This window comes from Arthrobacter sp. MYb213 (assembly GCF_002979915.1).
Lineage (GTDB): Bacteria > Actinomycetota > Actinomycetes > Actinomycetales > Micrococcaceae > Glutamicibacter.
Map to the genome: position 1 here is coordinate 1 of NZ_PCQA01000011.1, position 13870 is coordinate 13870.

A 13870-nucleotide genomic window follows, 5' to 3' on the forward strand; every position below is an offset into this window, starting at 1 on the left:
TTATATATCCACCAAATTAAAAATAATTCGGTATCAACAAACTTGGCACACTATTGAGTTCTCAAACAACAAACACTTACCGGTTCTTTACCAGCTCTATTCGAGCGGTAATTTCGTCCAGCGTTATATTCATATTCTATAACTTTGAATTCCTGAAAGTCAAATCAATTCAATGTGATTTGAAGCGGTATTCTCAGTTCCCATTGATCTTCGTTTATCCACAGTGACCTGTGTAAAACTCTTGATTTTCTGGGGATTATCTCCGAATTTTGTACCGGTTTTTGTTCCGGCCTTGTTTCGGCGACAGATAAAAACTATACACAGTTTTGGGGGATGTTTCAAATCGGTGGCCTCTTTTCCACCGTGACCGTGCACACACGTATTCTGAGTAGCTTTTGGCAACCCCGGACTCCCCACTACTTCATCAATAATTCGCTTTTCTGCGATGAGAAATCCAGGTAACAGCGATACACAGAGTCCATAGCCAGTTGCGCTGAGTCTTCGACAGCGACAGTCCTTATAGTGACGGGGCGCTATCGACGGCATGAGCTGGGAATTTCGGTGCCGGTGACTCGTGACTAGAACTATGGGTTGCACATGATTGCGTTGGGTTCGACCACTCCTTCTTTACTAAAGGAGAAAAGCAGCGAACAGCCAATGCTTTACAGCCGGAAGGTCCTGTTCCCTATATAGGGAAGGCAACGCGCAGACATTCGGTTGTAGCTTGGGTGGCCAGATTCTAGTCAGCTTACTTCTGCTCGCGGTCAACTCTGTGGGGCATTCACTGACCACGCATCCCGTACTGTGCGGGGCTACAAATTGTCGTGATCATTTTTTACCGTGTCCTCGCCGTTACCTCACTAACCGCAGTTGCCTCAACGCCAACCTACAGAAGTCTCCGTTCCACACACAGCAGCGGCGGCACCGGTAACTTGCTGAATGAACTACGCAACTTCTCGCGCTGCGCGAGGGGCGCTAGCCGGCGCTGGCTTACAGCGCGGATTCTTTGACTCGCTCATATGCATTCAGCGGTTCTTCTCACTAGCGGATTCACGGCCCTCCGGCGCTGGTATAACCCGTGGAGAGTGAATCCGTCATGTGTCGGCCGATGAGGCAAGCGGTTCGCGGTAACAGCAAGTGCACCTATTTGAATCGGAGAGCCGGAATGTCCGGCGCCAGTGCATTGACCGGCAAAATAGAGACCGCTGTTTTCTCGGAATCATGTCGAACAGTATTGCTCTGGGGCAACTCCAGCGGTGTGTCACCGAAAGACAACTGATCTTTTTGGTTGGGTTGCGAGGTGAAGGACCAGTTTGAAAGATCCTGCCATCCTGGCGGATCTTGAAAGAAGCCAACAGGGATCTCAGTGACTGGCCCCAATGGTTCCTCAATAGAGTCAAAAGTTTGGTTGCCGACCGACAAACGTCAGGTGGAGCGTGCCCCTTGGAGATTTGCTCTTTTGGAGTGGGTTCCAGGCTGGGCAGCAACAACGCACCTGGTAAGCAACATACCTGGCGGCCGGATTGGATCTCAGGACCGGCTCAAGTCCGCGGGCCAAATAGAGAGGCGGCGAAACAAGTTCCCGATACTTAGTTAAAGCAAAAACGCGGAACCGTAGTTCCGCGTTTTGAATATGTGACCCCAACGGGATTCGAACCCGTGTTGCCGCCGTGAGAGGGCGGAGTACTAGGCCGCTATACGATGGGGCCGTACGCTAAAGATTTCTCTTCAACTCACCGAATAACTCCGGTGAAGCGCTGGGATACCAGGACTCGAACCTAGAATGACGGAACCAGAAACCGTTGTGTTGCCAATTACACCATATCCCAATGTGACTTGGTATCCCTCAACGAAGATATCTCTATCTCCCTCAATGGAATGCCTTAGCACGAGATATAACTATACATAAGAAAAGCAGTTAAGGCATCTTTTGAGCCCGCATCCTCGAGTGATCTGCAGCTCTATTACGGATTCGAATGTTTTCAGTCCCAAAATACGGTAGTCAGCGTCTCTCAACGGCCAGAAATATCTATCGCGTAAACGATATTTGCACTTAGTACTGTGCTTTAGATTCTCATACCCAAAGAGCCATTATCGAGATCCGCTCATGACAGATGCTTCAGGAGGACGGTCCACTCGTCGCTGAACCAATGTGAGTTCTCAATTGGAGAGGCAATGACGGGCAAAGCTGGTTGCCCGCTACAAACAATGATTTCGTGGCGGTCAAGTACGGAGGCGATTTTATGGCACCACGCAGCACCCCGCATTCTCAATTCAATGGTTTGATAGGTCATCGTCGCCCCAGAGTTGTCCCAACTACTGGCATCGCTCTTAACCACGAACATGTTTATGGTTTTGCAAGCGCATCGCTTGCTCATAGACGTGACGACTACTTACTTCACCGGTCGAGCTTCCTGCCAGATCGGCACAGTCTTCCACTACCAGCGAGAAGCCGAGAAGCCGAGAACAAACTCGACCACTAACCAGCTCGGACGGGACTCTGTAATTCAACAACCTAATGGTCCGGGTTTACAGGGTGAGTAGCTATCCCATTGGATTTGACGGTGTCTCTATGGCGTTTCGAAACTTTGCCCCGGGTCGTTCGCTGTAATCCTGAAAATCTCATTCCCTAAGACTGCGTTCATCAGCAATCAGCCCGTGCCATGAAACAAAACGAATCGATGGGTAGCAAGTGCTCAGGATCGTTATCCCGCGACCGCGTTCCTGGGCGTGGCATGCCGCGGGCGAACGACGTTCGGCACCACATGTGCCAGTAACGCATATGCCTCTAATGCAGAACGCAAAACAAGGTTTAAAGTGTCAACTCCCGGAAACGATATGTTTCCGGGAGTATTTACCTTGGTCGAGGTGCTGGCAGGGTATTCAAAGCAGGTGCACCGCAAAACAGATCAGCTCTCTACCGCATCACGCGCGCTCCAGCGGCTGAAATCAGGGGAAACTCGGTCAAGAGTGGTTCAGGGTGAGCGCCACTCCCAGCGTCACCGCATCGCCGATCGCTTTTCATCCGAGGATTTGGCAGTCATCGGGCAGCGCTATGAGGCGGGTGAGCATTCAACCGACCTCGCCAAAGAGCACAAGATCGCCAAATCAACTCTGCTCCGCCTGCTGGCCGAACAGGGCGTCCAAACCAGGCAGCGGGGACTCACGCCCGAAAAAGAACGAGAGATCCTCCGGCTGCGGAAGCAAGGAATCATCATCCGCGACATCGCCAAGCGGGTCGGCTGTAGCTATGACACGACCCGTAAGTTCCTGCTCACTGCGACTGGTTAGTGATGTTGTCATCAGTGAACGTGTCGCTGCGGATTGCTTCCGTTTCTTTGGTTCGCTTCGCGTCCTCGGCGGCCATCATGCGCATCGCCTGAATCAGCTTGTCGATGTCCGGCTTCGGCCTGGCAATGACGCGCAAGGAGACATCCTCCCGCCGTAGATGCCGCTTTAGTTCTGGGGTAGTCGGCACGGTAGGCGTACCGCGCCAAGCCTCCGCCGCAACGAATGCTGCCTGCAGACGGAGGTACAACTTTCCCGCCACATGGCACAGCTCTGGCTGCTCTCGTTTGATCCGCCTCAGGTGCTCTTTGAAGTCGGGGAAGTCTAATGCTTTATCTGGTTGGTAGAAAGCGTGCACCTTCCATTGCTCATTGACGCTCAGGTCTGCAAATGCATCCTGGCTAAAGAAGTTAGTCCATATCCTGCGCAGAAACAGGTGGCGTTCATATTGTTCATGTTGGGTTACTCGTGGCATTGGTATATCTTCCTTCCGCCCTCGAACAGGAGGGCGGAAGGGAACGGCTGTGTGAGACAGCTTGGTTGACTACAGCCCTGTCGTGCTGTCGACGAGTAACTCTTCCTGTTCTTCGGGGGCTTCGTTGACCGTCGCCAGTTGGAGCAGCAGAGACCCGTCCAGCTCTAGTGAGGTGCACGTTTCGTCAAAGTGCTGCTTGTCGCGACTGCTAATAAGAGAGAACACGGAAGCTAGAATGGGCAACGCCTCTTCGGGCCGTATATGTGCATCAACGTCGCCTTGTTCATTGTGTGAGAATCTGTGAAGAAATTTGATCATCCTAAGGCGCAGGGTCTCATCCATACCACTCATAGCGGCAGTCACCGAAGCTTCAAAGTTCCCCATCGTTGCCGGAGATTTGAACGCAAGGAAGCTCTCCAGCAGTCGTCTTGCCGCATTAGGCATGATCGTTGCGGCCGCTGATTGAGCGAGCGGGTCTGTGGCCTGGGATGCGTTGGTGAGTGTTGTACCGAGCGTCCAAAAAAGATAGTGGTACTCAGAACGCAGGCGTGTTCGCAGGTCGCCGTCTTCCGGCCAGTCGAGGAACTGGGGCTGTCTGCGGAAGGTGCCGTCTTTTGATTTCTGAAGTGAAGCGCTTAGCTCTTTAATGGCATGTGGCTTCTTCGTTTTCTCTCTTTTGAATCTACGGTCAAGCTGGTTGCTCCAAGTGCGGAAGAGGTTGTAGCTATGCGTAAATACGATCAGCTGGTGACAGAGCTCGCTTTCTACTAGCCGACTCCAGAGATGCGCGGATGCACCATACATAATGTTGTCGTCAAAGCTAGATACGGGATCATCGATAACGACAATCAGGTCCTTGCCTTGATCCTCGTGACGTTCCAGCGCGCAGAGGAAGTAGAGGAGTGAAATCGCATTTCTCTCACCCTCACTAAGGCCAGACGCAGGGCGGTCGCCGCGCATAATTTCATACTGTTCGCCGACTGACTGGAAGCTGATTTCATTGCGCCCGAGCAGCAGTGCAAGATCTCGGTTGAGGCGCTTAGCCTTCGGCAGGGGGTCAAGGTCGGCTGCGGAAAGTGTCTCTTCTTCCTCTTTGAGTGCGGTGGCTTCTCCTTGGAGTGTTGATATTGCGGTTGACTCAGCTTTTACATCTGCCACTGCACTTGCATAATCATCAAAATATTGAAGGATTCTCGTCGCTTCAAGCCCTAGTGCTGCCTTGACGATCGTGTCTCCGAAGGTTGCCGTTTGGCTGTCTGAGCTTGTGACAACAGCATCCACTTCAGCGACCACAAATTCATCTTGTTGAGGTGGTGAGATTGGATCTAGCGCCGAAAACGGGGCAGCTTCCTTTTCATCGATGGCTTGCTCTAGCAGAGCTAGTCCAGCCAGAAATGCTTTTTTGCGCGCCTTAGCCAGAGTAACTGCCTCGTCGTATTTCTCATGAAAGGCAGCATAGAATTCAGTCTTCTTAGGGACGGATTCGATAGTGTCAGTGACTTTTGATCTGGCCGTTAAAAACTGACTTCGAAGTGACTTCGCTTCGGTTTGCAGCGCAAGTAGAGATTCATCAAAATGTGACTCCAGTGCCGCCCGCCGGTCGACAGTGATCTCTCCTGTGCAGAAAAAGCATGATTGGCCAGGCTTATGAAGAGTTAGGCCATCTTGGACCCAGTCAGCAGCTTGCTTGTTGGCGCTCAGCTCATCAATCACTCGACTCACTATGGTTGTTGCACGCAACGTATTAATTCGGGTTACCAGGTCGCTTACGTTTTCATTGGCTCCCGATGTCCATACCAATGGTGGTAGTACGCGACTCTTGACCTGCTTTTCGTCGTGCGCTGAATCAACAGAGGCTGCGCTCGTCAGCATGGGTTTACCCTTTTCGATCTGCTCACGCACCTTGGGTGCTTTGTAGCTCCTTGGGTTGAACCGAGTATCGACGTGCCCAAGTTCTCTGCTGATATTCTGGGCGAGATTGGTAGGGATTGCGTCGCGTTTTTTCGTTACGACACGAAGGCTGTCGCCGTGTTCTGTTAATTTTTCAGTGATCTCCGCTTGTCTACTTTTGATTTGTTTGACGCGCTTTTCAATCTTGATGCGGTCACCGCCGAGAGTGAGTAGATGTTTAGCGGACACACCCGATCCATCGATAGAGATCTCAAAATCAAGGTTATCGCGCACGTAATCCTGGTTGAATACGCGAAGATTGCTCCATACGGCATCAGTTTCGGAAATTGACTGAACAACGTTTTGCCGCCGAAAGAGCTCAACCGATATCCCAGTTCCGGACGCAGCACCAGAAGCCAGTTCTGCAAACAGCGACGAGAGCGTACTTTTACCGCTGCCGTTCGACCCGTACACAACTGTGACAGGCTGCCATGGCTGGGCAGCGGCTACTGCTTTAAAATCCTGAAAAATACGATAGTTCTTAATGCTACTGATGCGTTGTATGTGCAACTTGTCCCCCGAATTTTTATGTGATCATTATTACTATCTTAACAGCCGGGGCCCGTATTTTATCGAGGGGCTAGCCGATCGCCGTTGTACTTCCAACAATCGAGAGCGCCCTGCGGTACATTTCGCTGAACCTCAGCAGGGGTGGAGTGCAAAGCTTACTTGCGCCAAAAAACCGTACCGCAGCATGATGCCTGGCAGGATTCGAACCCTAGTCGCAGGGGTGGGGATGAAAGATGCGGCTCGTTTTATCACCGCAAAAACCGTACCGCAGCTACGAAAAAGGTCACTGAATTGCTTCAGTGACCTCTGTTGTTTTCGCATTTTACTAATGCGAATGATTCTCATATGGTCGAGGTACTGGCAGAGTATTCCAGGCAGTCATACCGCAAAATAGATCGACTCTCTACCGCAGCCCGAGCACTTCAGCGGCTGAAATCAGGGGAAACCCAGCCAAGAGCGATCAAGGGCGAGCGCCACTCCCAGCGCTATCGCATCGCCGATCGCTTTTCATCCGAGGATTTGGCAGCCATCGCACGGCGTTATCAGGCGGGCGAGCAGTCAACCGACCTCGCCAAGGAGCACAACATCGCCAAATCTACACTTCTCCGGCTCCTAATTGAGCAGGGCGTCCAAACCAGACAGCGGGGCCTCACGCCCGAAAAAGAACATGAGATCCTCCGACTCCGAAAGCAGGGGCTCATCATCCGCGACATTGCCAAACGCGTGGGGTGCAGCTACGACACGGCCCGGAAGTTCTTGCTCACGACGAATCGGTAGCGTCGTCGTGAGCATGCAGCTCGCAGCGAGTCGCTTCCATTTCTTTGATTCGCTTGGCATCCTCGGCAGCCATCATGCGCATCGCCTGGATCCGCTTATTGATATCTGGCTTTGCTCTTGCAGCTGCACGTGCGGAAGCATTCCCAGGTGTAGTCACCTCACCGGCGTTGAAGTGGCTGGTATGGAGCTTCCATTACTCACTGGCAGACAAGGTTGCCACGCAGGCTTGCTTGGCTACAGGTTGCTATATTCGTTCAGATTCTGCGATCGCATCGTCCACGCCGTATACGCCCAGCTCAAGGAGGGTATCCAGGACATCGAGCAGCGCCGCCCGATGTCTTTTGTTGCGAGACTGCGCTAAGCCACGGACGACAAGCTCACTGATGTAGTGTGCGTCTCCAGCAGCGCTAGTCCGGATGTCGCCGGCTTCACTGCCAAAGACGGAAATGAACCGTTGAGACGCCTTCAGGACGAGCGCGTCAATCTTATCTGGCGCGTGCTGCAGTGTGAGTAGTAGCTGCGGCGTAGCATAATCATAGGCTGGGGAGTCAATGAGTGCAGTCAGCAAATTGGCGAAGGGGCCGAGGGGGTGGTCGCGCAGGTGTGGGGCGACCTTCGCAGCAGCCTCCAGGACTTCGTCATCATCGTCATGCATCAGGGTGATCAGAGTGGAGCTTGCAAGCTCGGCGTTTGAGGTTCGGTCAACCCGATTGGCGCAGATCTCTGCAGCACCCTTGCGCGTCATGGCATCACCTGTCAACACATGCGTCATCAACTCGGGGCGGCTCCATTCGAGGGCGGCAAATGCGGCGAGCGATCCACCCGCCTCACGTGCCTCGGCGTCTTGGGACTCAAGCATTCGCTGAATGACTGGGGTAATTATCTCTGGATCGACATTGCCGATGTATAGCATCAACTGCTGCACCATACTCGCCGCCAAAATTCGATCGTCAGCATCGATCAGCTTCTCGAACGCCGCGACTGCATCCGGACGGGCATGCCGGAGTGATGCTGCCACCGTATGTGCAGCGCACGATCGGACGAAGAGCACTGGATCGCTCGCGAGTGCGTCGAGGTGCGGTCGAACGAGTTCAGTGCGCGCACCGTCAGCATCGTAGATGAGTAGGTCACCAAGCGTCTCGGCAAGGCTGCCTCTCGCTGTGTTGATGCCGCTGTTGTGCATATCGGCAGCACTTCTGCCGTCGCCTCCCTCGCTAGTGAAGATGGGCGAGTCATCCTTGGGGTCCGAAGACTGGAGTGCACGATCGCGGAGAAGTTCGACTAGATCAAGAGGTACGTCGCGGTAGTAACGTCGTAGCGAGTTACCAAGCCAACGGTCGACATCGTCATGCCCGAGGGATGCAATGTGTCGAACGGCGTCGTAAATCAGTGGCGCCGCCTCGTCAGATCGGTCGGCATCTGCGAAGCCCATCAAGAGACCATCGGCGTATGCTGCATTATATTCGGGCGTCAGCTTGATTGCTAGACGGGCAAATCGGCTCGGGTTTGCGGCGGCTTGCTCGCGCAGGACATGCGACAGTTCGCGGGCTCCACCAGTGAAGGTACCCCAATTCGTTTCGTCAGAGTTGTGCTTAGTCATGGCCTTAAGCCACTGTTCATCGGTCATCTTGCTCGCTGCTTGCGACTCGATTGGCGAACCGATTGTGCCGCTGATGAAGCCGCGCGGTTTCGGCGGCGCCTCCTCCTTGAACTTTCGGCGGTACTCTCCCAGCCGACGCACGCCGTCTGGACTTAGTCGATGCTCCTCAAGTGCCGAGAGGAAGGTGAATGCAGACCTTCCGAAACTGTGTCGACTCTCATGAGCATTGCGCAGGTCGCGGAACTGATCTTCAAGCGCCCGGTGAACCTTGTCGCAAAGGTGTGGCGCAACTGCCTGGACCAACTCGCGCGCGGCCCAGTCCGAGTCTGATACGTAGCCGCAATTAAGACGAGCGTCACCCTCTAGGATTAGGGTCGCCGCCCAATCAGCGAAGCTGGTAGCACCGGCGGTGATCGCCCGGTAGAGCAAAAATTGCGCCGAATCGTGCGGATCGGCGGCGACTTCCTCGAGAAGCGGTCGAACTTCTTGAGGTGAGGTCCGAGCAAGCGCTTCGAGTGCACGAACTGAGCCAGTTAAGAGTGCATCACCAAGCTCTCTGTCGCTAAGATCGTCAGCATCAAACCGCGCGGAGAAGTGCCGATCACGAATGGGGTTATCGGGACGCGGCTCATAGGCAGTGGCTGCCATAACCTGAAGTAAATACGGAACAACGGCCCGGACAAAGGCAAGGGGTTGGGCCGCGGCGGCTTCGCGCACCAGTTTTGTTGCGCCGTACTCGCGAAGCTTGAGGAGAGCCACCTTCCCACTCTCGTCGAGCAGAAGTCCTTCTGTGTGGTCAACGACCCGTGCTTGGATCAACTCAATCGCCCAAAGTGGTTTGTGCTTCGCAAGGTCATGAACCGCCAGCCACAGCTCATGTTCAGCGGCATCGAAACCACCTTCGCGAACCGCTGCGAGTACTAGATCGAATAGCAAACGATTCTGATGTGCGTCCGAGGACCGAGCGATCCAGCGCAGCCAGTTGAGGTACTCAGGCGCAGCCTGACGTGCATGTAGAAGTTCAGCGACTTCGCCCGGCTGCTCCTTGATAGCGCTCATCATCAAGTTGACCGCACGCTGCTGAAGAGCCGACTCGCCGCTATCAAGCCAGGCGGTGATCGTGCCGTCTTCGTAAAACCTTTTGAACCACGGGGCGCGACGCGTGTGCAGCCAGAGTTGCTCCTCGAACGGAGGTGCCGTTGCAGCAACATCGAGGACAACCTCGGCGTCCTCGCTGGTAGGGGCATCGAGGTTGGAGATCACTGCAAGCACTGTCGCCTTGATGTGAAAGCGCACCTGTTCGCTCATCAACACGGCTGATGCTTCAGTTTGGAAGCGCTCAGGCTCACGTTCATAGAGGTGCTGCAGGATCTGACGAACTTGCGCTCTGCGAAACAGTTCTTGCTCGTCCCGAAGTAGGAAGTCGACCAATGACTCTGATCGTGACACCCACTGTCGGGCAAACGCGTAGTCGAAGAACGTCTCGTGGAAGAATGCGATCCGGTTGCCGTCACGTGCCAGGACGTGCTCCGAAACCAGCACGTTCGCATCCTCGATAAGGTCGCCGTCATCAAGAATCTCGACTGGGATGGAGAGTGTCTGGCGGTCGCTTACCGCGTTCGCGACCCGGCTGAGGACCTCGTTGAATCGCACACCATCTCGCCTTGCGCGAGCGGATTGCCGCTTACGCTCCCAGTATGCCTCAAACAGCGAGCCCCTGGATTGAAACGCCAGCGCTCCTACTTGACCAGCGATCGTCTTGAGTAATACGAGGTGCATCGGAGTTCGCAGGATCGCTCGCTGGGAGGCGGTCAAACACGTCGCATCGAGATTCATCTGAGTGACGGCATCATTGACCACTTCATCAGACAGAGGACCGACCGATACCTTCACTGTGTCGGGCCGGTCAGTCAGTGATCGAATCCGATGGTCGTTGTCGATGTCGAACTCCCGGCAGGCGAGGATGACGTTGATACCCGACACCGACAGTGCTTCTCCAATGAGGTCCATAACGATGTTGAAACTGTCGGGCATTCGTCCTGACGCAAGGCTGACCGCATCGAGCTGATCAATGATAAGAAACGCATCCCGGTTCTCGGCGGCCAGTGCCAATACAACAGCCGGTGAGGTCTCTAGTCCGAGCTGTCGACCTAAGTCCGTCGTCGAAGCGAACGAGTCGAGGCGGTCAAGGCGAATCGCGAGCACTTCCGCGCCCGTCGCTTCAAGTGACTCGACGGACTGCTCTAGAACGGAACTCTTGCCACCACCCGCCTTACCGGCCACGAAGCTCATCCGGTGATCGCGAAGCACGTCGATTAGCTTAGTGGCTTCGGCACGCTCAATGCGGGGCTGCAGTAGTTCGCGCCGGATAGACTCGCGCCAACTGTTCGTGAGTGCATGTACTTGCTCGTGTGCGCCTTGGTGCGAGGCAGCTTCGAGCAGACGGATGTCATGCTCAGCGAGCAGCTCCAGAATTTCAGTCCGAGTAAGACGCCGGCCAAGGTTGTCGAGAAGGATGTCTCCGATCGCGATCGCAATTAAATGCCCTGTCGTCCCACTCAACTGACGTCCGGCGAGCATTGCGTTCATTCGGATGATGTCATGCTCGTCCTGGACCGAGAACCGCATACCCCGCAAGGTGTCCCACGCCTTCTGTGGACTGCCAAGAATGTCCGCGGCAGACAACTGATCAAAGAAAGGACGAAGCTCGCCTGTCAGCCAGGACTGGGTGAACGAAGTCACATCGGACGACTTGCGAGCTCGCTCAGTCAGCTCCTGTAACGGACGGCAAGGAACTAGAGATACGAAGTGAAACTCGCGACCTGCCGCAACATGAGCGGCTGCCGCATCGAAGACCTTTAGGTCAGCGAGGGATTTCACCGTCCAGCTATTACTGTTTCCATTCTGACGCTTGAGCTGATGAACCTCGGTGGATGTGCCGCTTTCAAAGGTGAACTCCGAACCCTTGCCGACTTCAATATCCACGTCTTCTAGCGTCATTGAATTGCGGCCATCAAAGATACAGTACAGCGCATGCCTAACGGCCCACGCTGCCTCGTATTTATTGCCGAGCTTGTCGGCTTCACCTCCTGGCCTCGGGCTCACTGAGACTCCACTCTGATGGCAATTCGCCTGCTCGCGTGCTTGATGTACCTCAGTTGGAGAATGGTTTCTTTAGCCATAGCCAGCACGTAGGTTGGAGTATTTTCTCCCGGGTGCTCGAATAGAAGTTTTTTGCTAACCTCTGCCATATTATGTTTCTCCCTTAACTTACGTCTTATTGTGACAGGAAGCTTCCGCTGGTCAAGGCGAGATTTAGTACTGCTATTCGAGGTCAGCTCGACTTGACCGGTTATTTAATCGGATCAAAAAGAACGCTTACTCTTTCGAATAAGCGTTCTTAGGTGTCAATTGGTCGGGATAACAGGATTTGAACCTGCGACCTCGTCGTCCCGAACGACGCGCGCTACCAAGCTGCGCTATATCCCGTTGTTTACCAACGTTTAAACCCTACACCCGCGCTCGGGCTCCAACTAAATCTGTAGGTGAACACTAAAAATCGACTGAGGCTCCCACTTACTGCAGTCAGATGGCCTTGCCTGGATTCAGAATATTCTTCTCATCAAGCAAGGACTTGATGGCATGCTGAATTCGAATGACGTCCTCACTCTGTTCCCACGTCAACCATTCACGCTTGATAAGTCCAACGCCATGCTCACCCGTAATCGTTCCACCCATATCGATCGCGACCCGTATTGAATCTTCGAGGGCTTTCGATAAACGGATCAATGGTTCTTCACCCGCGTCGGGTTCCACAGAAAATGTCGGATGTAAATTACCGTCACCCGCATGAGCGATAACCCGTACATCGACGTCATGATCCGTTGCAATCTGTCGGAGCTCTTGCACGTACTTAGCCATCAGACTCTTGGGAACAGCAACATCTTCTCCCATCCGATAGGCGTCGTCCTTCGTGTCCCCACGACTGGTACGACGCATCTCGATCAGTTGGGTTGCTTCCTCGGAGCCTGAGGAACTGAGCGTAGTTTGCTCCTCTGAGAAGGCTTCACGGATTACGGCTTCTTCTTTTTCTGCGCCGTAACCGTCTAGGCGAACCAAGAGCATCGCACCCCCATGGGATGCATAGTCGGTTTGGTACTGCTCATCAAGAATCCGGATGGTCGGCAAATCAAGCAGTTCTAAGATCGCCGGCTGCACCCGAGCCCGAGCAATGCTTTGAACACCAATTACTGCTGCTTCAAGGCTAGGGAAGACTATCGATACATCTCGTTCATCAACAGGTTGATAACGAAGACGGAGCACCGCACGAACCACGACTCCTAGGGTCCCCTCGGATCCAGTAAATAGGGAAGTCAGATCATATCCAGCAACGCCCTTGAAGGTATTCTTCCCGACACGAATCAATCTGCCATCTGCAAGAACGATGTCTAGACCGAGGACCGATTCGCGAGTCACCCCGTACTTCGCGCAGCGTAGTCCGCCGGCATTAGTAGCAATGTTCCCACCCACGGTGGATATCTTGTAGCTGGCGGGATCGGGCGCATACATCAACCCGTATTCCTCCACGGCCTGGTTGAGGTCGTAGTTGATAACGCCGGGCTCTACAACGGCAATTTCATCTTCCGGCCTGATCTCGATTATTCGATTCAGCTGCATTAGGTTCAATACAATGCACTGGCCTGTTACATGGGCTGCGCCGGAAACTCCAGTACCAGCACCACGAGAGATCACTGGCATGCCGTGTTCATTAGCCAATCGCAAAATAGTTTGAACGTCAGCTACCGTTTGAGGGTACACGACTGCCAACGGCAAGACTGGCTCACCGACAAGCTGCCCAAAATCTCTTGAGTTCTCCAACAGCACTTCTCTGCGATCTTCAATTTGCGCTGGCATTGGCAGCGCTTCACGTAGGAGTTTGAGAAATTCGAGCTGAGAATCCGACATTGAAACGACCTCGTCATGTGATGCGATGGTTAGCTAAGAACAAAGTTCCAGGTATTGGCCACTAAAGCCCCATAACGAAGCCTAGCCGATCAGTGCTCTCGTGGAACGGTGTCGTTAAACAGAAAAAGGGTCCCACCCTTCCAGGCAGAACCCCACACCACAACCACCCCACCAGGCCGGCAACACCCAACAGCATGCAACCGGCAACCCCACCACTCAAACAGCGGCTTAAACAGGTGAAGCCCCGAACACCACAGTGTCCAGGGCCTCAAACCATCATCATTACTGACTTTCACTTACTTCAA

7 protein-coding genes and 3 tRNA genes are annotated in these 13870 nt (G+C 53.8%); 2 read left to right on the forward strand and 8 right to left on the reverse strand.

Translation table 11 applies throughout. From position 1 onward, the window contains the following. Positions 1-1636 precede the first annotated feature (1636 nt). Both CQ011_RS17520 and CQ011_RS17525 read right to left on the reverse strand, forming a co-directional pair. Positions 1637-1709, reverse strand: a tRNA-Glu gene (locus CQ011_RS17520). Between the two features lie 48 nt (positions 1710-1757). Further along, positions 1758-1829, reverse strand: a tRNA-Gln gene (locus tag CQ011_RS17525). Positions 1830-2817: 988 nt separating this feature from the next. Here CQ011_RS17525 and CQ011_RS17535 point away from each other — a divergent pair. Continuing rightward, positions 2818-3291, forward strand: coding sequence for a helix-turn-helix domain-containing protein (locus tag CQ011_RS17535; protein ID WP_146112665.1), 474 nt, complete (start codon positions 2818-2820; stop codon positions 3289-3291). Here CQ011_RS17535 and CQ011_RS17540 read toward each other — a convergent pair. Together CQ011_RS17540 and CQ011_RS17545 are read right to left on the reverse strand one after the other, a co-directional pair. Next, a complete protein-coding gene (locus tag CQ011_RS17540) occupies positions 3275-3763 on the reverse strand; it encodes a hypothetical protein (RefSeq protein ID WP_105678996.1) in 489 nt (162 codons plus the stop codon). The genes CQ011_RS17535 and CQ011_RS17540 overlap by 17 nt on opposite strands. Before the next feature lie 69 nt (positions 3764-3832). Continuing rightward, positions 3833-6223, reverse strand: coding sequence for an AAA family ATPase (locus CQ011_RS17545; RefSeq protein WP_105678997.1), 2391 nt, complete (start codon positions 6221-6223; stop codon positions 3833-3835). Positions 6224-6568: 345 nt separating this feature from the next. On the opposite strand from CQ011_RS17545, the gene CQ011_RS17550 reads away from it, so the two are divergent. Continuing rightward, positions 6569-7000, forward strand: coding sequence for a helix-turn-helix domain-containing protein (locus tag CQ011_RS17550; RefSeq protein ID WP_105678998.1), 432 nt, complete (start codon positions 6569-6571; stop codon positions 6998-7000). On the opposite strand, the gene CQ011_RS17950 is transcribed toward CQ011_RS17550, so the two are convergent. From CQ011_RS17950 to CQ011_RS17565, 4 genes are all read right to left on the reverse strand, one after another. Then, complete coding sequence (locus tag CQ011_RS17950; protein WP_181148196.1) at positions 6984-7157, reverse strand: hypothetical protein; 174 nt, start codon at positions 7155-7157, stop codon at positions 6984-6986. The two genes, CQ011_RS17550 and CQ011_RS17950, sit on opposite strands and share 17 nt — an antisense overlap. 87 nt (positions 7158-7244) lie before the next feature. Next, entirely contained in the window at positions 7245-11705 is a 4461-nt protein-coding gene (locus CQ011_RS17555; RefSeq protein ID WP_105678999.1) for an NACHT domain-containing protein, read from the reverse strand. Between the two features lie 307 nt (positions 11706-12012). Then, positions 12013-12089: transfer RNA gene (locus CQ011_RS17560), tRNA-Pro, on the reverse strand. A gap of 96 nt (positions 12090-12185) precedes the next feature. After that, positions 12186-13565 (reverse strand): FAD-binding oxidoreductase, encoded by a 1380-nt coding sequence (locus CQ011_RS17565; RefSeq protein WP_105679000.1) that lies wholly within the window; start codon positions 13563-13565, stop codon positions 12186-12188. Positions 13566-13870 lie beyond the last annotated feature (305 nt).